19 protein-coding genes are annotated in these 21,921 nt (G+C 60.3%); 9 read left to right on the top strand and 10 right to left on the bottom strand.

Annotation, left to right across the window (positions count from 1 at the left end; all coding sequences use genetic code 11):
• Nucleotides 1-135 precede the first annotated feature (135 nt).
• The 4 genes from mraY to HWX74_RS13975 form a co-directional block, all read right to left on the bottom strand.
• Entirely contained in the window at nt 136-1,233 is a 1,098-nt protein-coding gene (gene mraY, locus HWX74_RS13990) for a phospho-N-acetylmuramoyl-pentapeptide-transferase (protein ID WP_176014124.1), read from the bottom strand.
• A 199-nt stretch (nt 1,234-1,432) separates the two neighbouring features.
• Nucleotides 1,433-4,207, bottom strand: a complete 2,775-nt coding sequence (locus HWX74_RS13985) for a glycoside hydrolase family 32 protein (protein ID WP_176014123.1) — start codon at nt 4,205-4,207, stop codon at nt 1,433-1,435.
• 331 nt (nt 4,208-4,538) lie between these two features.
• The gene (locus HWX74_RS13980) at nt 4,539-5,270 is read right to left on the bottom strand and encodes a type II secretion system protein (protein ID WP_176014122.1); all 732 of its coding nucleotides are present in this window, start codon (nt 5,268-5,270) and stop codon (nt 4,539-4,541) included.
• A gap of 160 nt (nt 5,271-5,430) precedes the next feature.
• Nucleotides 5,431-6,588 carry a GntR family transcriptional regulator gene (locus HWX74_RS13975; protein ID WP_176014121.1) on the bottom strand — a complete coding sequence of 386 codons (1,158 nt, stop codon included), beginning with the start codon at nt 6,586-6,588 and terminating at the stop codon, nt 5,431-5,433.
• Nucleotides 6,589-6,747: 159 nt separating this feature from the next.
• On the opposite strand from HWX74_RS13975, the gene HWX74_RS13970 reads away from it, so the two are divergent.
• Nucleotides 6,748-8,094, top strand: coding sequence for a hypothetical protein (locus HWX74_RS13970; RefSeq protein ID WP_176014120.1), 1,347 nt, complete (start codon nt 6,748-6,750; stop codon nt 8,092-8,094).
• Between the two features lie 2 nt (nt 8,095-8,096).
• Here HWX74_RS13970 and HWX74_RS13965 read toward each other — a convergent pair whose 3' ends face one another.
• On the bottom strand, nt 8,097-8,591 hold the full coding sequence (locus tag HWX74_RS13965; protein WP_176014119.1) for a hypothetical protein: 495 nt from the start codon (nt 8,589-8,591) through the stop codon (nt 8,097-8,099).
• A gap of 216 nt (nt 8,592-8,807) precedes the next feature.
• Here HWX74_RS13965 and HWX74_RS13960 point away from each other — a divergent pair, with 216 nt between their 5' ends.
• Nucleotides 8,808-9,545: an endonuclease/exonuclease/phosphatase family protein gene (locus HWX74_RS13960; RefSeq protein WP_176014118.1), complete on the top strand. Its 738-nt coding sequence runs from the start codon at nt 8,808-8,810 to the stop codon at nt 9,543-9,545.
• 436 nt (nt 9,546-9,981) lie between these two features.
• Nucleotides 9,982-10,746, top strand: coding sequence for a hypothetical protein (locus HWX74_RS13955; RefSeq protein WP_176014117.1), 765 nt, complete (start codon nt 9,982-9,984; stop codon nt 10,744-10,746).
• Here the strand turns inward: HWX74_RS13955 and HWX74_RS13950 are convergent.
• Together HWX74_RS13950 and HWX74_RS13945 are read right to left on the bottom strand one after the other, a co-directional pair.
• Nucleotides 10,690-11,589: a DMT family transporter gene (locus HWX74_RS13950; RefSeq protein ID WP_176014116.1), complete on the bottom strand. Its 900-nt coding sequence runs from the start codon at nt 11,587-11,589 to the stop codon at nt 10,690-10,692. The genes HWX74_RS13955 and HWX74_RS13950 overlap by 57 nt on opposite strands.
• On the bottom strand, nt 11,586-11,762 hold the full coding sequence (locus HWX74_RS13945; protein ID WP_176014115.1) for a hypothetical protein: 177 nt from the start codon (nt 11,760-11,762) through the stop codon (nt 11,586-11,588). The genes HWX74_RS13950 and HWX74_RS13945 overlap by 4 nt, the downstream gene beginning before the upstream one ends.
• 73 nt (nt 11,763-11,835) lie before the next feature.
• Between HWX74_RS13945 and HWX74_RS13940 the strand changes: the two genes are divergently transcribed.
• From HWX74_RS13940 to nudC, 6 genes are all read left to right on the top strand, one after another.
• On the top strand, nt 11,836-12,465 hold the full coding sequence (locus tag HWX74_RS13940) for a DUF2062 domain-containing protein (RefSeq protein WP_176014114.1): 630 nt from the start codon (nt 11,836-11,838) through the stop codon (nt 12,463-12,465).
• A gap of 72 nt (nt 12,466-12,537) precedes the next feature.
• Nucleotides 12,538-13,245, top strand: coding sequence for a phosphatidylserine decarboxylase (locus HWX74_RS13935; protein ID WP_176014113.1), 708 nt, complete (start codon nt 12,538-12,540; stop codon nt 13,243-13,245).
• An 11-nt stretch (nt 13,246-13,256) separates the two neighbouring features.
• Nucleotides 13,257-14,075: a phosphatidylcholine/phosphatidylserine synthase gene (locus HWX74_RS13930; RefSeq protein ID WP_176014112.1), complete on the top strand. Its 819-nt coding sequence runs from the start codon at nt 13,257-13,259 to the stop codon at nt 14,073-14,075.
• A gap of 21 nt (nt 14,076-14,096) precedes the next feature.
• Nucleotides 14,097-15,059 carry an NAD-dependent epimerase/dehydratase family protein gene (locus HWX74_RS13925; protein WP_176014111.1) on the top strand — a complete coding sequence of 321 codons (963 nt, stop codon included), beginning with the start codon at nt 14,097-14,099 and terminating at the stop codon, nt 15,057-15,059.
• Nucleotides 15,060-15,107: 48 nt separating this feature from the next.
• The gene (locus HWX74_RS13920; RefSeq protein ID WP_176014110.1) at nt 15,108-15,890 is read left to right on the top strand and encodes a TatD family hydrolase; all 783 of its coding nucleotides are present in this window, start codon (nt 15,108-15,110) and stop codon (nt 15,888-15,890) included.
• Nucleotides 15,887-16,726 carry an NAD(+) diphosphatase gene (nudC, locus tag HWX74_RS13915; protein ID WP_176014109.1) on the top strand — a complete coding sequence of 280 codons (840 nt, stop codon included), beginning with the start codon at nt 15,887-15,889 and terminating at the stop codon, nt 16,724-16,726. Before HWX74_RS13920 ends, nudC begins: the two co-directional genes overlap by 4 nt.
• Nucleotides 16,727-16,768: 42 nt before the next feature.
• Here the strand turns inward: nudC and HWX74_RS13910 are convergent, their stop codons facing one another.
• The 3 genes from HWX74_RS13910 to HWX74_RS13900 form a co-directional block, all read right to left on the bottom strand.
• On the bottom strand, nt 16,769-17,407 hold the full coding sequence (locus HWX74_RS13910; RefSeq protein WP_176014108.1) for a SagB/ThcOx family dehydrogenase: 639 nt from the start codon (nt 17,405-17,407) through the stop codon (nt 16,769-16,771).
• Between the two features lie 134 nt (nt 17,408-17,541).
• The gene (locus HWX74_RS13905; protein WP_176014107.1) at nt 17,542-18,876 is read right to left on the bottom strand and encodes a hypothetical protein; all 1,335 of its coding nucleotides are present in this window, start codon (nt 18,874-18,876) and stop codon (nt 17,542-17,544) included.
• Nucleotides 18,877-18,933: 57 nt separating this feature from the next.
• Nucleotides 18,934-21,918 (bottom strand): hypothetical protein, encoded by a 2,985-nt coding sequence (locus HWX74_RS13900; RefSeq protein ID WP_176014106.1) that lies wholly within the window; start codon nt 21,916-21,918, stop codon nt 18,934-18,936.
• Nucleotides 21,919-21,921: the final 3 nt, after the last annotated feature.

Below are 21,921 nucleotides of genomic sequence, written 5' to 3'. Positions count from 1 at the left end.
TCGCCGAACAACAACGGGGGAAAGGGGGAATATGCTCAATTTGCAAAAAAACGACAATATCCGACTCTGAAAATAAAAACTTCCGAATCTTCTGAACATTTCTCGACGATTCGAAAGTTTCATGCAACATTCAGGCTAGCGCAGTTTCAATGACGCCAGCGACAGCAGCGCGAAAATGCCGGCCAGAATCCAGAACCGCACGACAATCTGCGTCTCGGTCCAGCCCCGGCGCTCGAAATGGTGATGGATCGGCGCACAGAGAAACACCCGTTTGCCGGTCAGCTTGAACGAAGCGACCTGAATGACCACCGACAGCGCCTCCATGACAAAGACGCCGCCGGTCAGCACCAGCAGCAACTCCTGCCGCACCAGCACCGCCAGCAAACCGATGGCGCCGCCGAGCGCCAGGCTGCCGGTATCGCCCATGAACATCGAGGCCGGGTAGCAGTTGTGCCACAAAAAACCGATGCAGGCGCCGATGACCGCCGCGGCGAACACCACGCCTTCGCTGGCGCCCGGAATGCCCGGCACGTTCAAATATTCCGCAAAGACCCGGTGGCCGCAGACGTAGGCGATCACCGCATAAGTCAAAGCGCAGAAGATGACGCTGCCGGTCGCCAAGCCGTCCTTGCCGTCGGTCAGATTGACCGCGTTGGACGCGCCGACGATGACGACCATTTCCAGCAGCAGCACCCATTGACTCTGCAGCACCGGTTCCTTGACGAACGGGACGAACAGCTTATTCATCTGTTCCGCCAGTTCCGGCTGGAACGGCTGCCAGTAGAGGAACAATATGGTTCCGGCCGCCACCAGGCATTGCGCCAGGAACTTGGCCCGGGCCGAAATTCCCTTCGGATTGCGCGTCACTTTGACATAGTCGTCGGCGAAACCGATGAGCCCCATCAGCACGGTACAGAACAGCAAAGCCAGCACGGTCGGATTGAACAATTCGGTCCACAACACCGTCGCCAGCGCGACGCCGGCCAGCATCAGCAGCCCGCCCATACTCGGCGTCGCATTTTTCCGTTTGTCGATGAATCCCTCCGGCAGCACATCCTTGTAGCGGTCCATCGCCAGCGCCCGGTAACGCTTCAGCAGCCGCACGGTAAAGGGACCGAACAACATGACGAACAGCATCGCCGTCAGCGCCGCGCCGCCGGCCCGGAAGGTGACATAACCGAACAACCGCAGTGAAAAACCGAAGAGGTCGACATTCTCGAGCAGATAAAGCATTTCTCCAAAATTCCGTCAGTTTTAGCTAAAATGATAACGGCTTGGCCGGAAAATCGCCAGCCAAGCCGGATTATGAGACAATCCCATGGCGTCGCGTCAAAAATAGAGCTTTTTTAACGCGATGCAAATAAAAAAGCAAAAAACATCGGGATTTTTAGCAAAACTTCGCCCAAACGCACTGCCGCCGCCGGCCCCGGTTTTACGGCCGAGGCGGCCAGATCGATTTGAGCCGGTAAATGTCCAATCCCAACAGTTCGACCTCCCCTTCGGCAGTCAGACTGCAGCGGGTATCGCCAATCAAGGCGTCCGGTTTATTGCGCACCACCACCTTCGCGCCATCGTCATAAAAAATTTCGGCGACAGCCCGGTCGTCATAGAGCCGCAACGACCCGGTTCCGGTCAGCGGATATTCCATGCCGTTGACCGTCAACAATAATTCGGCGCCGGCGGCCAGCCGCCAGCGCAGCGCAATTTCCAGCAGCTCCCCGCCGACATCCCGCAACGCCCGGTCGGCAGCAGCCAGCGTCGGCCGATCGAGCCGGACCGGTTCCCCGCAGCGAAGCGCCTTCAGTTCCCGAACCGGATTGCTGAACAAGCGCAATCCCTCCGGCGTCTCCCGCAGCGTCATTTCATGCGGCAGCGTGAACCCCTGCGAAAAACGGACCAGCGGGTCGCCGTATTGATACTGGTTCCAGCCGATCTGGATGCGGCGGCCGTCCGGATTGTCGCTGAAGCTCTGCGAGGCGGCGACATTGCCGAATTCCACCTGCAGCGGCCCGACTTCCGGTGTAAACACCCGGCCGTCGAACCGGCCGATGTGGTAGTAGTTGAACACCCCGGACACCACCCAGCGCGTCTCGCCGTCTTTTCCTTCGATCGGCAGTTCATACAAATCCGGACATTCGTAAGTGGCGATCCGCATCGGCGAAGTGAAGCGGCTCTCCAGCGTCCAGTTACGCAGATCCGGGCTGGAAAAGATCGAAAAATTGCTGTTGCGGCGGTTCTGCTGGTCCGGCCGCGCCTCCGGCTGTACGCCGTCGGTCTCGTTGTAGACGATCATCACCCATTTGCCGGTTGGACGGTGAAAGAAAATCCGCGGATCGCGGCCCGGCTGCCGCAACACCGGATTACCGTCGATTTCGGTGAACGAACGGCCGCCGTCCAGGCTGTAGGCGAGTGATTCGCCGCGCCCGGTCGATGTGAACGCGGCCACCTGAGCCACCCGGTCGTCCCGATTCAGGCCGAGCGTGTTGTTGAAATCCAGAAAGCCGCCGCCGGAATAGGCCTGATCCCTGAGCGAACGCACCGGCAGGACAATTCCCTCCTCCCGCCAGTGCACCAGATCATCGGAATGGGCATACCCCCAGTTCTGGCCGTTGAAGCCGTGGAAGACCGGATTGTACTGGTAATAAAGGTTCCAGCGCCCCCGGTTGTACACCAGGCCATTCGGATCGTTGTTCCAACCGCGCCGGACCGAGAAATGAAACTGATTGCGGTAAGGCAAAGCATAATCATTTTCCTCATCCGGCACCGCGTCGGCAATTCGAAGCGCCTCTACCGCCCCGGCCTGACGCGGCGTCAAACCGTCGCCGGTGATGACCAACCGTTTGCCGCGCCAGTTCGCCAAGTCGTAAACGGCGTACCGGCACGGCTCCCGGCCATCGGTCAACTGCGCTTCGAATTCCGCCACCCTTTCGCCGTCAACCTGCAACTGCAAACGGGCGAACTCGGCCGCCGGCGAAACCGGCAGCAGCAAATAACGCCGGTCGATCGGCAATTCATGGCGGAAATCAACCATCACCAGCGGCTCGTCGGTCAACCGGAAGCAATCCGCATTCAAATGCCCCCAGGAACCGGTTTCGCGATCTTCCAGCACAATCCGCGCCTCTTTTCCCAACCAGGGCCGCAGATCGAAGGCGGCCGGCCGCAGCAACTCCGAATCGTCGCCGGTCGCCGCGGCAACCGTTTCGCCGTCAACTTCCACCGCCAATTTCAAAGTCTCCGGCAACCGGCCGCCGGCAATCAAAAAATTCAGATAACCTTTTTCCACCCGGAACGGCGGCGAGAGCAACCGGCCGGTCGCCGCGTCGCCGTCTTTTTCCCCGAAACTCGACACCCAGTAACGGCCATGCTGTCCAGCCGGCGTCCCCAGCGCATCGCCGCGCACCACCCGGAACGCCTCCCCCTCCGGCCGCCAGGGTTCAAGCCCGCCGTCCTCGAAATCGCCATTCGCCACCGCCAGGTCCGGCTGATCGAAGATCGCCCAGCGTCGAATCAACCGCTCCGAAAGCGCTTCCGCCTCCCGGTCGTCGAGCGCCCGGTCGAAAATCAGAATTTCGCCGATGGCGCCATGCAGCCCCTCCGCTCCGGAACCGCGCATGCCGATCCGGAACTGTTCCGCCCCCAAATTCATCAGCTCGGCACTGATTCCGCCGTAAAACGGCATCCCGTTGTGCCAAAGCGCAACGCGTCCGTCACCGGTTACCCGCAGCACGCTGACTACCGGCTCCCCGGCCTGGTATTCGGCCAGACCGTGGGCGTCATTGTTCTCGCCGTTATAGCCATAACGCCGCCCGACGGTCAGCAACGCCGCCCGACGGCCGCTGCCCGGCGCCGCCTGCTCCACAATCACCTCGCTGCCGCTGCGCGCATGCCGCTGCCAGACGGCAGCCAGCGTATAGTTGCGGGTATTCTCCGGCAGCACAGCCATTCCCTCCAGCCAGTTGCCGCCAGCGAAAACAACTCCTTTTTTCCGGCCGATCGCCGATGCGGCCACTGCCGGCCCTCTGCCGGCCGGCGCGCTGAACCGCGCATTACCATTTTCCGCCTTCCAGACCGTCAATTCGCCAAGCGGCAAATTTTCCGCCGTCAAATGCAGACACGGCCGCAATTCCGGCACGTCATCAGCGCCGGCCAGCACCCCCACCAGCAGCAAACCCAGCAATCCCGTGATTTTTTTCCAGTCGGTCACCATTCTTCTCCTGTCCTGAATTCAAAAATTGTCGCCCGAATTCCCCAGGTCATCGCGCGCTTTTTTAACAATAATCGCTCGGAACCGTCCTCACAAGTATAAAAAAACGTCGAATTTGTGGACAAATCCGCCGACAACCGGAATGGCCGCCAGCCGCGGCGGAAGTTTGAAACGGCTTCCAATCCGTTGGAACGCAGAATAATATAAATCAGCCGCGGCTGCCGGAATCAAATTTGCAGTCTCCCGCCCTCCTCCCGGATGGCGGAATCCATCAAATCGTTGTCGGGAAACACTCCTCCGGCAGCCGCGGCCGCTACTTCCCCCGGCCGGTGCCTCAATGATTCCAGAGGTGAACGAGATTCTTATAGGCGATGCCGCCGCCATTGGCCAGCTTGAAACTAGCGACATGGCCGTCGAAACAGACCGCGTTGGCACTGTTGTTGTGGCGATAGCGCAGCCAGCCGGCATGCGTCCCGCTGTTCGTCGCATCAACCTGGTGCGATGCGAAATCCAACCCTATCAGGTCGTCGGCGATGTCGCGGTTCGCCGTCGCGCTCACCGTCCACCAGGCGTCGCAAGTCAGCGGCGCGTCGGCATGTCCGACGCCGTCGTACGCCTGCGTCGCATCGCCGATCATGATCAGGTCGCTCGGAAACACGCACGACGTCACCTTTTCCATCGCCGTATCCCAGACGCCGCCCATCCCGCCGTGCAAGCTGTACGCCCGCACCGGATTGCTCTTGTTCGCATAGGTCGCCGCCGGACACTCCACCAGCGCCGGCTGCGGACGCAGCCACCAGTCCACCTCGTTCGGGCCGGCGACATACGCTTCCAGCGCCGACCACCACGCCACCACCGGCGTCCCGCGCCACACCGGCGGACAATAATCGTCGTAGTCGTTGGCGTACATCTGTCCGGCCAGCCCCCATTGCCGCAGGTTGCTCACACAACTCGCCGACTGCGCCGCCGCTTTCGCTTTTCCCAGCGCCGGCAGCAGCATCGAAGCAAGTATTGCTATAATAGCGATTACAACCAACAATTCTATCAGCGTAAATTTCTTGCTCATCTTGTTTTCCTTTCTGGTTTCAGATGATAAGTTCTTCTATTATTGTTCCGCTCTTCGAGCGAGGTCTCCGATCATTTTCTGCCGGCCGGGACGGAATCGCTTCGCCCCGGCTGCCCGGCCCGGCCATTTTTTGACCGATCGCCTGAATCAAGCAACGGGCTTAAAGCCGCCGCTGCACGCTCTGCCGCTGGACGATTTTGCCGCGGCTGAAAATCGTTTCGCCGGTCGCCTGCGGATGCTGCCAGGCTTTCAACAACTGCTCCACCGCCAACCGGCCGACTTCGGCGCCGGAAAACTCGATCGTCGTCAACGGCACCGCCGCTTCCGCCGCTTCCCGGATGTTGTCGCAGCCCATCAGATTCAATTCCTCCGGAATCCGGACGCCCCGTTCCAGCAGGTAATCCATCACCCCCAGCGCCTGCAGATCGGTCGTACAGAAAATCGTATCGAAGCTCCGCAACGGTTCAACGCCGTCGGCCGCGTAGGCCTGCAGCGCCCGGTAAGCGCTTTCCCGGTCGGAAGCGTCATTGCTCAACCACTCGAAGTCGAACGAAAACAGTTGCGCCGCGTAACGCGCCGCCGACAGCCGCGGATTCGCTTCAAAGTAGCCGGGGCCGACGATCAGCAGCCTCTTTACGCCGTTCCGGGCCAGATAACGGTACGCTTCAAAAAATTCCATTTCCAGATTTTCCGCCACCCACCAGCGGCAGCTCAAATGCAACCGGTACTCCGACAACGCCACCCAGGCAATCAAGCGTTCATCCAGTTGACGGGTCAGCGCGTCGAAGCGGTCGTCATCCTCCAGTTCCCACCAGCGCACGATGATCACCCCGTCCAGTTCTTCCCACGGCGCCGCCTCCGACAGATCGAACACCCGCACCGAACAGCCACGCTCCCCTACCGCCTGGTAAATTCCGTTCAAACGCCGCGCATTCAACTGCCAGTGCCGCGCATCCACTTCCGGCGCCACCGCCGTCAGATCGGGCATCAGCACCCCGAGCCGCAACGCCGGCGAATGCTTCGACAACTGCCGCGACCGGTCGCCCTGGCCGGGCAGGCCGACCACGAAGGTACCCAACGCCCGCCGTTTGCTCAAGATACCGGCATCGCACAGTTGCTGGACCGCCTTCCGGATGGTCGTGATGCTGCTTTCATACGCGACGATCAGCTCCTGCTCTTTCGGGATCCGGCTGCCCAGCGGATATTTCCCTTCGCGGATCTGCCGCAACAAATCATCGCTCACCTGCTGGTAACGCGGCTTCAATACGTCCTGTTCCTTCAACGATTCCATCGGCTGCTCCGCTTTATTATGTTTCATAACTATCTTTCACAATCTAAGTATATCACATTTCTAAAAAAATGTCAATCCCCTTTTCGTTTTTTTCGCCTTTTTTCAAAGAAAAATATCGGCAGGGCGCACTTGACAAGGTTCGAATGGGCCTCTATTGTGTTTTCAACTTATTTCAGGACAACACGCATGAACGGTTTGCCAGTTACAATCTGCCTCATCGCTTCAATTGTCGTCTGTTACGGAACCGGCAACTGGTGGACCGGCAGCTACCTGGCCGGAGTACTGCCGCTCCGGCTGATTCAGCTCCGGCGGAATGCCCGCCGGCGGCAATTCCGTTTCCATTATTTTCCCAATCCCCTACTGTTTGATTCGCCGCCGTCGACGGCGGCAGGACCGTTCTTCCGCCTCTGCCCGGAATTGGCCGCGCAGACCGAACGCCGGCTCCGCTGGGCAATCGGCAGCCCCCCTTCCGCCAGATACTTCAATTTCTTTTTCCTTTTTTCACTGTTTGCGGCCGTCCTGCTCGACCGTCATGGGGTTTCCGGCGCGCTGCTCATCATGCTGCTGGCCTTTCCGGCACTCGAACCGCTGCGCCGGCTGTCCCGGCGTTTCAAGCTGGCAACGGAATGCCGCTGCTCCCCATTTTCAGCCTGGCCCGACCCGAGCGAAGCGATCGCCGGAAAACGGGAAGCTTTCCTGGCGGCCCATCCGCGCCCGCCGCTGCGGCTCGACGAACCGCAATGCCGCAACCGGTTCATTCAATTCTACCGCCATCCTCCGGCCGCCGCGGTCGCTTTGGAATTGGCGATGCTCTTCAAGGCGGATTTTTTCTTTTATCCGCAGGACGAATGGCTGCTGCTCTGTCCCGATCCGCTGCGGTTTCACCGGCAGATCGAGCGGCATTTTTCGTTCCCGCCCTCCGTCCAAGACAGAAAAGTTTATGAAATCGTCAACCGGCTGGCTCAAGCCCTGCAGCACCATCCATGCCGAAGGGAGCGGAAATCCGCCCCATTCCAACTGGACAACGATCTGGTCATCCAGCCGGTCAGATTATGCCCGCCGCCTCTGCTGCCGGACTTGGCCGCAGCCTGGCAGGCATTTCGACAGCCGGGCTTCCAGGCTCCGGATGAGAAGATTCTTCAAGCCGCCATCGCCCAGCGGCCGCCGCTGTCCCGTCAATTGTTCGTCTCCTACTGGCCGGACCGGAAGCGCGCCGCCATCGCGTTGCAAATCCGGGAACTGGCGGTGGAATACCGGGAACGGCCCGCAACGATGATGTGCTATCCCAACGATCCGGTGCCGTTACTGACCTACCAGGAGTATGAAACCATTGATGGCGAAGAATTCCTGGAAGCCCTGGAGAAAAGCTTTTCGCTCACTTTTCCGGAAAAGGACCTGGACGGCCTGTTCCGTCACGCCACCTTCGCCGAGCTGGTTGAGTATATTCATCAACGGCTGATCGACCAAGGCGTTTTCCAGACCGGCAATGCCGGCGAAACGGCGGCGCCGGCCTCCGCCCGGCCGGATTTTTGACCTCAAGGCGCGTCCGGCGGCTCTTTCGGGGCATTGCCGGCCTGGCGGCGGCCCACCCGGCGGAAATAATACAGCAGCGAAGCGAAAACGACGCAGGTCAGCGTCGACACCACCATCAGCACCAGAGCCAGAATCATTTCGGCGATGGCGTATTTGATGGTATCGGGCTGAAAGCGGCCGTCCGGATACGGCACCCGGTAAATCAGCAGAATATCGGCCGCCAGGCAGACCAGCGGCATGCCCAGCAATAGAAAACGAATATCCCGGACCGAAAAGATCAGCAACGGCCCGAACCCGAGAAAAATCAGCACATTCCCCCAGATCAACAGTTGGATCGTCGCGGTATAAACCGGATAATTCACATCGTTGACCGGCACCAGCGTCACCGTCTCACCGGCCGGAATCAAGCCGAACCAGCCGCCGGCCAGGCAAAAGAGCGCCGCCGAAAACGGCACCGAATACCCACTGGCGCTGTTCAAATTCCACAGCCGACTCATGTTTTACTCGAAATTCATTGTTTCTACTTTTCGCGGCCCAGCTAATATAATACATAAATCTTTTTTTTCCACGACAAGCCGGATTGATTTTGCGCCGCCCGGCCTTATTGTATCACTTCGAAATCTTTTACCGACCGTCAGGACCGGATGCACCTCAGTTTCCAATCCCGTTTCTATCCCGGCGATCGAGCTGAAATCAAGTTTTGAGGAATGACAATGCGTTTCCTGACTTATAACATCGCTTACGGGACCGGCAGTCCCGGCAGCGAACGCGGCCGGCTGCTGACCACCCACCGCTATCTGAAAACCTCCCGGCTGTGGCTGGCCCGGATCGTCCGTTTCATCCGTCAGCAATCGCCCGATGTCGTCGGCTTGATCGAAACCGACCTGGGCAGCTCCCGCACCGACGGCGTAAACCAGGTTGAAATGGTGGCGGAGCATCTGCGGTACCAGCACTTCGCCGCCGCCAAATACGGTCCCCACTCGCTGCTGCGCCGCCTGCCCTATCTGCAATATCAAGCCAACGCGCTGCTCAGCACCGGCGAAATCCACGAGCCGTTTCAGCACTTCCTGCCGCACGGCGTTAAAAAACTGGTGCTGACCGGGGAGTCCGGCGGCGTCAACTTCATGCTGCTGCACCTGTCGCTGTATTACCGGACCCGCTGCAAACAGCTCCGGCATCTGACCGAGCTGGTGCCGCCCGGCTTGCCGGTGATCATCGCCGGCGACTTCAACACCTTCCGCGGCTCGACGGAAATTCAGGCGTTCTGCGACGCGGCCGATCTGCGCAGCGCCAATGCCGCACACCTGCCGACCTATCCGTCCTGGGGGCCCCGCAAAGAACTGGACTTCATCCTGGTTTCGCCGCAGATCAAAATTCTGAACTTCTCCATTCCGGATACCGAATTGTCCGACCATCGTCCGCTGGTACTGGATTTCGAACTGGACAATTGAGCCGGAACAGTTGGTTCGCCGCAAGTGACGACAGTTTTTTCAAGTCCGATCCGGTCCGCGGAGCTACGCCGGCTCATCCCCGGTCGCTCCCGGCAAATTCGACATGGTTTTACGGACAATTCCATTTGCTTATTCCTGCTTCGGGCGGTAAAGTTTTCCAGCAATTCAAGGAGATCGTCATGCTGTTCGCCTTTCGGCTTTTCATCGTCGGAGACAGTTGCCGGCTGGCGGCATATTGTCAGCAGGGAATTCCGGAACGGTCCGCGTCTTTCCGCCGGACAATGATTCCGGCGCCGGAGGAGTTGCAGAAACGGATTTCGCCCCCTTCCGGCTGCGCAATGTCCCGATTCTTCCAACGGTTGGAATATCGTGAACGATTCAAACGGCTGAAAGTGAAATCTCAAATACCTCCAACCTCTGAAAGGAGGCGTTGAACATGTCGGCCTTCCTGCAGTTCTTCCTCATCCATTTCGTTCTCGCCATCGTCGCAGCACTCGAACTGCGCGTCGTCTATCGTCGGCTTCGCCCCAAATACAATTATTATTCTTCGCTCCTGGTGTTATGGCTGGCCGGAGCGGTCCTGGCGGTCATTTTTTTCATATTCCTCTGCTGTACCTGCGGAACGACTCCGGAATCCAGGGAATTGCAGAATATCTATCTGAACAAACTGCAAACGGCACTGGCGGCAGAGTCGATGGAGGAAATCCGGTTGAACCTGGTCCCGTTTCAACATTACAATTTTTCCCTTTATCATCTGTTGTTTTCCAGTTATTTTGCCGGTCTGCTGCTGAGCTTCGGGCTATGGCTGACGCTTCTGCTGCCCGATCGCGACTGGCGTTTCCGGCCCTGCCCGGCCGGACATTGGACCTTCTGGCGGCTGGCGTTCGGCCTGCTGCTGGTTTTTACCGGATTCCGGCTGTTGCTGATCGGCCCGAGCTGCCGGACGGCTGAACGCTTTCAGCGCGACTTTCCTACTCAATTGTCGATTTTTCTACAGGGAACGACGCTGACGCCGGCGGAACTGCGAACGGAATTCTCATCCGGCTTAGGCTGTGCCGTCACCGCCCGGCTGGCAATCATCAAATTGATCTGCGGCGAAGAATCCTTGCGGCAAGCGAAACAGCCGCGAAACCGCGCCTTCGGCTCACCGGCCGAAAGCGGTCATCATCAATCCGATGACGATCAACGCGACGCCGAATAATTTTTCCCGGCTGCAGCGTTCCTTCAAAAGCAGGATGCCGGCCAGCACGCCGAGCGGCAGACTCATCTGCCGGAACGCCTGGATGAAACTGACATTGGAAACATGGCCCATCGCAATCAGTATCAACAGGTAGGCCGACGCGCTGCAGGCGCCGGAAATCAGCGGATACGGCGACTTGAGGAACAGCCGGCGAAACTCCCGGCGTTCAACCGGCACCAACTGGACATAAACCGCCAGCCCGACGGCGATGAGCGACTCGATCATGAAGATATACTGCAGCGAACTGCGCAGCGCCGACTGAACGGCACTCTCCCGCAACAATGCCATCGACACGCTGTCGACAATCGTATACCCGGTCGTTCCGGCCGCCGCCAGCAGGATGAACAGCACGGCGCGGTTGCAATAATTGGTCCATTGGAAACGGCCGTCCAACGGCAGCAGAAGGCAGCCGGCGGTGATCACCGCCATGCCGGCCAGCGCGACCACGCCGGGAAAGCGGCCAATACCGAACACCGCCGTCACCGCCGCCACCAGCAGCACCGGCAACGCGCGGGCCAGCGGGTAGGCCAGCGAAATATCACAGCGCCGGTAAGCGTAGGCCAACCCCAGGCAATAGAGAATTTCAAAACAGCCGCTGCCGGTCAGCAGCAGCCAGAACCGGAACGGCAGCACCCCCAGCCCTCTCCAGTCCGAAGCCAGGAAAATCGGCAGCAGCAACAACGCGGCCGTCGAGGATGAGAGTAAAAAAAAGGCGCCGGACGGGCGCGTGCTTTTGCTCAGAAAATTCCAGCCGGCGTGCAGAAAAACGGAAAAAAATACCAGAAGAAACGCAATCCATGTCATCTTGACGGCTCTCTTTCTTGTTTCGGATCGGGCTGAAGCGTCCGGCATCTGCCGGTGAAATAAAATATCCCATTTCTGAACCGATGCCAGCGGAGGAGAGAAATAATTTTCACGATTTCGCCTGCGATGTGAAACTTTTTTGCGCCGATGATTGGAAAAATCATCCCTGCCATGCTATTGTTTTCCGATATTTTTTGGCGAAATGATGCCGGATGCGGATGTTCCGGCAAACTCTACGGGAGACGGATGAAGATCGGCAAAGGGCAGCCCGGCGGCGGCTGGCTGCAGAAGTGGCACAATTTCAAACGGTTGTTCACGAAAAAGTGGTGGCTGCAGTTCTATCTGAAAGTGATGAAGCAGGACAAGCCGGCGGAATATACCGCCCGCGGCGTCGGGTTGGGGGTATTTGTCGGCTTCTTCGTTCCGTTCGGCCTGCAGGTAGTCGTCGTCCTGCCGCTGGCGATCCTCTGCAGGGCGGCCAAAATTCCGGCGGTGGCGTTCACCTTCGTCACCAACCACTTTACGATTTTTCTCATCTATCCGCTGCAATGCTATATCGGCGGCTGGCTGCTCGGCCGGGGCATGGGGTATTCGGAACTCAAGCAGCGTTTTTCCGGCATCGTCGACCACCAGAACGGCACTTTGAGCGCCTTCAAAGCGCTGCTGGAACTGGGCGGCGATGTGGCGCTTTCCTTTTTCTTCGGCGGGCTGTTGTTCGGCCTGATCGGCGGCGTGCTGGCTTATTTCGTCACGCTTGTCCTGATCCGGCGCCACAAAATACGCAAACAACAGCGCCTCGCCGGCAAAAAAGCCCGTAATTCGTTGAAAGACAATCGGAGCGATTCTTGCGAAGTCACGGTTGAGAAAAACGATTGAACGAGTATATTATAGGGAGTTACCCGAAATTGTGACATCGGCAATGAATTCAGATACGAGGAGTTCCGAAAAATGATGACCCTGACCAGATACGGCATACGCGAATGGGGCGGCGGCGGTTTGATCGCCCTGATTCTGCTGGCCGCTTTTCTCTATATCGCCTGGCGCTGGATGCCGTGGACCGGTTCGATCCTGGCGGCAATCGTCGTGATTCTGTATGTGGCGCTGGCCGCCTTTTTCCGCAGCCCGTCCCGGACCATTCCGGCCGACCCGGCCCTGATCGTCAGCCCGGCCGACGGCGTCGTCAAGGATATCGAGGTGGTCGAGGATTTCAAACAGGAGCCGTTTGAAGGCAGAGCGTTGCGGATCGGCATTTTCCTGTCGGTATTCAATGTGCACGTCAACCGCGCCGCGGCCGACTGGAGCGTCGTCAGCAAGCATTACCGCGAAGGGCGTTACCTGGACGCCCGCGACCCGAATTGCGCCAGGGAAAACGAAGCGATGACCCTGGCCGGCTGGGCCCGGGCCGGAGAACGGAAATTTCCGCTGGCGATCCGGCAGATATCCGGCGCCATCGCCCGGCGCATCGTCTGCCCGGCCGAACCGGGCAACAAATACCGCAAAGGCGCCATTTACGGCATGATCAAATTCGGTTCCCGCACCGAACTGTACCTCCCCGCCGACGACGACTTCGCCGTGACGGTCAAAGTCGGCGACCGGGTTTACGCCGGCGAAACGGTGATGGCCAGACTCAACCAACCACTTCCCGACCGGAACTGAGGGAGACTCGCGTGAAAAAAAAATTCAAGGAGTTCATTCAGCATAACCGCTGGCTGAAAGCGGTGCCGAATGCGCTGACGCTGTGCAATTCCCTGTGCGGCTTCGTCGCCATCGTTTATACGCTGCAGGTCTATGAAAATCCCCGGGATGAAATCGACGTGTTCGCGGTCAGCGCCTGGATCATCATTTTCGCGATGGTTTTCGACGCGCTGGACGGCTTTGCCGCCCGGCTCTTCAATGCGGCGAGCATGCATGGCGTGCAGATGGATTCGCTGTCCGACATGGTCACTTTCGGCGTCGCCCCGGCCACCATCGCCGCCATCATGACCCACTGCCTGCGCGCCGAAATGACTTACTGGCAGAATTTGATGACTTATATTTTCTGCGGCATCTACCTCGGCTGCGCCGCCCTGCGGCTGGCCACCTACAACGTCCACGCCATCCTCGAAAAGAAAAGTTCCGAAAAATTTTCCGGCCTGCCTTCACCGGGCGGCGCCGCCGCGCTGTGCAGCGTCGTGCTGTTTTTCCAGCGTCCGCCGACCGAACTGGCCCACATCCATCCCGGTTTCATCATGCCGGTGTACGCCGCGCTGCTCGGCCTGCTGATGGTCAGCAACATCCCGTATCCGCACATGGGCAAGTGGTTCTTCTCCATCCGCCGCAACAAGAAACGGCTGGCGTTGTTCGTGCTGGCGCTGGCCATCCTGTTCGCTTTCCGAATTCACGGCGTGGTGGCATTGGTCAATCTGTACATCCTGTCCGGTCCGGCAATTGCGCTGTATCAATTGCTGCGGCCGCATTTCATCCGCCGGCGGATCGCGGTGGAATAAACTTTTTTCGGGGAATTTTCTATGCGTTTTCTCATCACCGGCGGTGCCGGCTTCATCGGCGGCCATTTGACCGAGCAACTGCTCGCCGATGGCCATGAAGTCATCGTCGTCGACAATTTGTCGACCGGTTCGCGGGACAACCTGCAAGCGGTCGCCGGCCACCGGAATTTACGGTTCATCGAGGACGATATCGTCACCATGGACGGCCTCGGGCCGCTGATCGCCGCCAGCGACGTCATCTTCCACCTAGCGGCCGCGGTCGGAGTCGAACTGGTCGTCAACCAGCCGGCCCGCACCATCGTCACCAACGTGCACGGCACCGAGAATGTCCTGCTGCCGGCGGCGGAGCACGGCAAACGGATCATCATAGCGTCCACCAGCGAAGTTTACGGCAAATCCTCCAAACCGCTGTTTCACGAGGCGGACAATCTGCTGATCGGCGCGCCGACCCATTCCCGCTGGGGCTACGCCTGCAGCAAACTGCTCGACGAATTTTACCTGATGGCGCTGCATCAAAGTCATCAACTGCCCGGCACCGTCGTCCGTCTTTTCAATACCGTCGGCCCGCGCCAGACCGGCCAATACGGCATGGTGCTGCCGCGCTTCGTCCATGCGGCGCTGCGGAACGAACCGCTCCGGGTCTTCGGCACCGGCACCCAATCGCGCTGCTTCTGCCACGTTCAGGATACCATCCGGGCTCTGCGGCAACTGATCGACTGCCCGGCCTCCTGCGGCCAGATCTACAACATCGGCAGCCAGCACAGCATCACCATCCTGGAACTGGCGCAGCAGGTCATCGCCCAGCTGAACAGCCGCTCCAGCATTGAAATGGTTCCCTACGATCTGGCCTACGGCAAAGGATTCGACGACATGCCGCGCCGCAAACCGGATACCATGGCGATCCAGAAACTGCTGAACTGGCAGCCGGAGCGTTCGCTCGCGACGATCATCGACGATGTCGCCGCTTCTTTCAGACGACAATAACTCACGGAATGCCGACCGGTCCGTTTTTCAAGTGGATTGCTAAAATTTATGGAATTATTCGACTCGCATTTTCATTGGTACGGCGAAGAATCGCCGGAAGCGTTCTGTTCGCTTCTGCCGGCCGGCTACCGGTTCAAACTGATGGCGGTCGGCGGCGATTTCGAAGAGAGCTGCCGGGCGCAGCGTTTCGCCGAGGCGATCGATTTCGCCTGGTTCGCCGCCGGCGTGCATCCCCACGCCGCCGACCGGTACGCCGGTTCGATTGCCGAATTCGACGGCTTCAACGGCCATCCGCGTTTGAAAGCGATCGGCGAACTCGGTTTGGATTTCTTCTACGATCAGTCGGACCGGCGCTTTCAATTCCAGGTTTTCGAAAAATTTCTGGCGCTGGCGCTGGACTGGCACCTGCCGGCAATCATCCATTGCCGGGACAAGGACGACAGCGACGCCGCCTACCGGGAATGTTACCAACTGGTCCGGGATTTCACAGCCGCCGGCGGCAGCTGTGTCATCCACTGCTTCGCCGGGACGCCCGGCTGGGCGGAACGTTTCCTGGCGCTGGGCGCTTATCTGGGCGTCACCGGCATGGTCACCTTTCCCCGGGCCGCCAATATCCGGGAGGTGCTGCAATTGATTCCGGCCGACCGCCTGCTGCTGGAAACCGACGCCCCCTACCTGGCGCCCGTGCCGTACCGCGGCCAAACCAACCACCCGGCTTACGTCGTCGAAGTCGCCAAACGGGTAGCCGCCGAACGACACTGTTCGCCGGAAGCCGTCGCCGCGCAGACCACCGCCAACGCCGGGGCCTTTTTTCAACTGGAGGACCGATGAGCGCCGCCGGCTTTATTCCAGCCCCGGCGCCGCATCCGACCACCCTGCAGCAATGCCGGCCGGAAGCCGCCGTCATCGTCTTCCGGGACCGGGAAATTCTGTTGACGGCAACCGATGGGGCCTGGGGTTTCCCGACTGCGGCGGAACTCGAACTGCCCGGCGCCACCCCGCTGCTGAACGTCGGCCAATTTGATTGCCGGTCCTGTCTGGCGCTGGAATTACCGGCATGGCCGGCGCTGCCGCCGCAATTGCAGGTTTGTGAAATCAGGCAGGTGCTGGCGCAATTTCCCGATGACGCCCAGTTCGCCGCCAGCCGGGCCAAGCATCTGCTCTACTGGCGTAAACAGCACCGCTTCTGCGGCGGTTGCGGCGCTCCGACCGTCGGTTGCGCCGAAGATGTCGCGCTGGTTTGCCCGCAATGCGGCAGCCGCTTTTATCCGCAACTGGCGCCGGCGATCATCGTCGCGGTAACCCGCGGCGACCAACTTCTGCTGGCGCACAACCGGAAATTCAAAACGGGCCTTTACGGACTGATCGCCGGCTTCGTCGAAGCCGGCGAAAATCTGGAGCAGGCGGTACGCCGGGAACTCGCCGAGGAGACCGGCATCACCGTCGATCATATCGCATATTTCGGCAGCCAGACCTGGCCGTTCCCGAATGCCCTGATGCTCGGCTTCACCGCCCGTTACGCCGGCGGCGACGCCCGGCCGGACGGCTCGGAGCTGACCGAACTGGGCTGGTTCTCCGCCGATGCGTTGCCGACCATCCCGGCGCCCGGCAGCATCGCCCGGCGGCTGATCGACCATTTTCGGCTGCTTCACGCGACCTTGCGCTGAGCTGGCCCGATTCCTGTTCCAAGCGATAAAATCAGCCGGCGATTACTGCTGTTCTTCCGCCGGGTGGCCGACCGCCTGGGCGAAAATCACTTTGTGATTTTCCGGCAACTTCAGCGCCGTCTCCATCGCCTTGACGTTGACACTGCCGAGAAAAACGGTTCCGAGCCGGTTGGCGGCACAGAACAGATAGACATTCTGGCCGATGAAGCCGCAATCTACCGCGCCGTAAAACAACCCCTGCTCGCCCTGCCGTTTCGTCGTATCGGTGACATAAACCAACACCAGCGGCGCTTTCTGGGCAAAGTCCTGCATCACCGCTTTGGAACGCAAATCGCCGTCGGTCACTTCGATCAGCCGGTTGCGCGCCGCATCATAACGGTAAGTGCCGCCGGCCAGCAATACATAAAGATCGATCGTCTGCTGATTCATCGCGCTCGGCGCGGTACGCTTGCCGTCCGGCCGGGATACGCCGTCGGCCGCCCACAGCAGATTGCTCAGCAATTGTTCGGAGAGCGGTTCCGCACTGTAAGCGCGCGTCGACTGCCGCAACTGGAGCGCTTCCATCAACGGCATGCCGCCGCTTTTCTCCGGTTCCGGCAATTCGATATCGGCCGCCTGGGCCAACACTCCGAAACCGGCCAGCGCGGCACCGGCCAACAACCTGACAGAAAAACGGTTCATAATATCCTCCTTGACATTTGTGGACCTGAATAACTGTAGCGGCCGATCCGGTTGACTTCAAGTATCCAAACCGGATATTATTCCGAAAAACAGTCGGCGCGGCACGGTGGATTTCCGCCTCCCACGGCTTTTTTTCAATATTCCAGATCGAAAAATCGGCCATTGCCGGTCAGTCGAAGCCGACCGACCGCTCCGGCCAGCCGCCGCGGAACCGGAATGATCCGGCAACCGCCGGACGGTAACGCTTCCGGCGGCACTCCAATCCCGTCGCCGAACGCATCGCGCCATTCGACGGTCAGCGCCGCGTCTTCCGCCAGCCACAGTCGAACCGAATCGCCGACCAGCCGCAGCGGCGGCGACAATACGGCCGCTCCGCGCAAATGGCGGCCGATCACACGCCCGACGTCGATTTCCGCCCGGTCGACCGTCACCGCCGGCGCGCTGCCGTCGGCGGTACGGAAGTTGTGATCGAAGTTGCTGTTGTTGTAGAAAAGCACCAGTTTGCCGCCGAGCGGCAACAGCCGTTGGGCCGGCACCACCGAACCGATGCCCGGCGGCAGCGGAAAAATGTTCTCCCGGGGACCGCGCTGCCAGTGCCGCCGGTCGAAACTGTACGCCATTTCCATCCGCAGCCGCTGCCGGCCGGCTTCGTAACGGCCGAGCAACGCAAAACTGCCGCGCGGCAGCTCGCTGGGTAGCAGGTAATAGAACTGCAGGTCGGCGGCATCGTTTTCATCCGGCGTCATCACCACCTCCGGAGCGTTCCAGCGGAGGCCGTCCTCTCCGGTCCAACGCTGAATAATCCGTACTTTGCCGGCAGCAAGGTCAGCCGGAATATAACGGGGCGACAGCCGGCCGACTTCGACGAGCGAAGCGGAGTAGAGTTCCCAACCGCCGTCCGGCCGGCGCAGCACCGTTGTGGCATCATTGCAGCGCAATGCCGGTGGCACCCGGCCGGCGCTTACCGCACTGTCGTTGAACTGATAGAGGACCGGAACGGCTTCCGGCGCCAGGCGCCAGTGCAGACCGTCGCCGCTTTCCGCCGTCATGAACCGGCATAACGGTTCCGCGCCCCGCCGGTGCATCCAGAAATACATCCGCCAATGTTCTTCGTCCAGCCGCAGGACGTTGGGCTGGATCGCCAGACAATCCGCCGGCAGCCCGTCCAAACAGGCGGCGTCAGCCGGACGGCCGCTCAAGGGGTGTTTTCGCACTCTCCAGTCGGCGTCGAACTCGGCGACGGCAAGGCGGTAACCGTCGTCGGCAAGGGTACTCAGGGAATAGTAGAGCCGGATGCCGGTTTCAGTCTGCATCGGTGTGCCGGGAAAACAATTTAAGAGCCGGTTCCGTTCCCAAGGCTGATCCGGCCGCAATACGGCGCCGCACAACCGCCAGTCGCCGTTGCAGACGGCGGCCCAACCGCCGAGTACCCGCCACTCCGGCGCGATGATTCTCGATCGGGTTATCATTGGCTTTCGTCTCCTTTTCTGTTGGATTCGGGCGAAACCGTCCGTGCAGGCTAAAGATTACCAAGCCGGCGCCAGAACATTCAGGCAGCCCGCGGCCCGATGTTCCACCCCGTTCAAATTCAACAACACCGTCCATCGCCCGGCCGGAATGCCGGCGGTATCCAGATAGAGGCGCCGGTGCGCCGGGTCCGGCACCGCCATCGGCGACAATTCCAGACGGCGTCCGTCATCGGCGACCACCGCGCCGCCAAGCTCAAAGTCTCGTTCGGCGTTGCCGATGAAAAATTCGACGTCAATCGGCGTCCGCTCTCCGGAAATCACCGCTTCGCCGGGAATCAAAGCGGTCAGATAAGTTTGCCGCGCCGCCGCGGCAAATTGTATCGTGCGGGTATCCAATCGCAATTGCCAATTACCCGCCGACGTATTCGTCATCCGGTATTCCAGCAGGAAGTCACCGCCTTCACCGCTCCGCGTCTCCCATCGTTCGCCATCCGGGGCCGTCAAAATCACCGGCAGACCGGGCGCCGGCAAAACGCCGCTCAACCGGTTGCGTCCCGGATAAACGTTGCCGATCTCCACCGATTCCGCCGGAACGCCGGAGAGGTCGAACACCAGATAGCCGTCATTGCATTCCACGCCGTCTCGGGTCGGGGTCCAGGTCGCGTACAACGATCCGGCCGCATAGAAACGCGCCGCGTTGAACCTCCAACGCTCCTGCTCCGGCACCGCTTCGCGGCCAAAAAGCCGCCACGGCAGCACGACGCGCTGCGTCACCCCGTCCGCTCCGGCCGTCAGCGGTGCCGGCAATTCCACCGGAATGAGCGCCCCATTTTTCCGAACTGCAGTCCGGCCGGCGGCATCCAGCACAAACCGGTAAGTATCCTCACTTCCCTGTGGCTGCAGGACAATCCGGTAACCGTCTTCCTGTTCGACCGGCAAAACAGCCTCAGTCCCGGTGATTTTCCGGCGCGGGTCGCGAAAGCTCAACTCCAGGCCGTCGTCCCGGCAGGCTGCGGCCACCGTCACCGGCGGCGGCTGATACAGTTCATAAAACTGCTGCTCGGAAACCGCCACGGAACGCTGATAAGTTTCCGATTTGCCGGTCCACGAAAATTCCGTCGTCGGCCGACCGTCCGGAAATAACCATCGATCAGCCGTACCCGCCCCCGTCCGGCGGCTTCCGGGAATTTCGGCGGCCGCCAGCGCCGGCTTGCCGGCCGTCGCCGTTGCTTCCAGAAAATCGGGCCGCCCCAGCAAACGTCCGGCCGCATCGATATCCTGCAGCGCCTGGTAACGCTTGGCTTCCAGTTCGGCATCCTTGACCGAACCCTGGTATTCCCCCAGCCCCCAACAGAACATTTCCAGCGGGAAAAAGGCACTCAAACCGTCCAACCTGGCTTGGTAAAAATCGGCATCCCCGGCCCGGCCGGCTTCCCGCAGTTCCCCGACTAGGCCGGCCAATTCCCGCAGCACCGCCAAATCCCGCAGGCCCAGCGCCGCCCGTTCATAATTCAGCGAGGTCAGCACCGTTCCATCTCCGGTCGGAATAGCGTTGTACCACTCGCCGTAACTCCCGCCGTCCCAGGCATCCGCCCACTGGTTGGCACCGACGGCGCCGATCCGTTGCAGATACAGCCCCCAGGCGGTTCGCCCCCAGCCCCGGTTGAACGTCCAGACCGAAGCACGGTCTTCCCGCGCCTGGCGCAAAGCCGTTTCCACCCATAAATTGTAAGAACGGTGCGGCAGCTGGTCGCGCCGTCCCCGGTCAAGGTTGCTCCAGGGATACCCCACGCTGTTATCCACCACCAGGCAGTGGTCATCTCCGACAATCCGTCGCAAAACCGGCATGAAGTGTTCATAGCCGGCGGTTTTTTCCGGCCGGTTGTCGATTTCTTCTTCAGGATAGATGAAATAGTGCGGCCAATTGTTCGTTTCCGCATTCCGTTTCAGCAGCCGGACCGCATCGGCAAAATATGCCGAATCCAGTTCATTATACGCCACCCCGGTCTGGGTGCAGTGCCGGCCGTCCTTCATGCTGATTCCCAGGAAACCGGCCGGTTTCACGCCGTCGTATCGTTCGACAATCCAACGGTTGGTCGCGTGCGCCCACTGTTCGACAGCGATGGAATCCAGCAACAGTCCGGCATCCGCACCGGCCCGGCGCTGCGCCGCCACGAAGCGATTGACTTCACTGAAATCGGCCCGGATTTCGCCATCGCTCATCCACAGTTCGCTGTAGACGCCGGAATAGACTGGACAATTGAAGCCGCGTGACCGGAAAAACCGGAAAAAAGTTTCGATCCGCTCCGGCGTCCACCATTCCGGCGCATAATTCCGGCAGGCGCCTTCGCTCTTGCCGTGGAAATGGCCGGGCAACCATACGCCCCAATAACCGGCCGGGTAACCGGGAAAATCTTTTGCCAGCACCCGCAGGACGACCGGCATCGTCTGTACCGTACCCGTCGCCCCGCGCAACCGCAGACTACCCTGATAAACCCCCGGTGCAGCATTCGGCGGCACCCAGACCGACAGCCAGTGCCAAAGGCTCAAGCCGCCGGGGAAATCGCCCGGCAGCGCCTTCTGCAGCAGGTTTCCTTCCTGCACCTCGCCGCGGTCTTTCTGATAAATCCGGTACTTGACCCGTCGGACATCGACATTTTCCGCGGCGATCTTCGCCCCGTCCGGGCCAATCAAATCGGTCGCTTCGATTTCCAGCCGGCTCACCTCCCGCAACGTCCGGACCACAAATGACTGCGCCCGGATTTCACCGCGCTGCCCGATCAGCCGGAACGTCCGGCGCGGCGCCGTTTCCGGCCATACCCAATCCATCCGGGGCGACAATTCCACATCGGCCAGACCGCAGCCGAAACCGGCCGTCCAGTCCGATTCGGCCGGCTGCCAGCCGCCGGGCGCGGTTCCCGGCCGGCACGCCTCGCCCGGCAGCGGATAATCATCAGCCAAGATCCGGAAATAATCCGGCAGCTCCGCCCGCCCCGACATCACCAGCATCAACAAACCGATGCCTAACCATCCGTACTTCATGCC

The sequence above is a fragment of the Victivallis sp. Marseille-Q1083 genome (assembly GCF_903645315.1).
GTDB lineage: Bacteria > Verrucomicrobiota > Lentisphaeria > Victivallales > Victivallaceae > UMGS1518.
The sequence above is the reverse complement of the archived record's forward strand: the minus strand, read 5'-3'. Positions and strand labels throughout refer to the sequence as shown.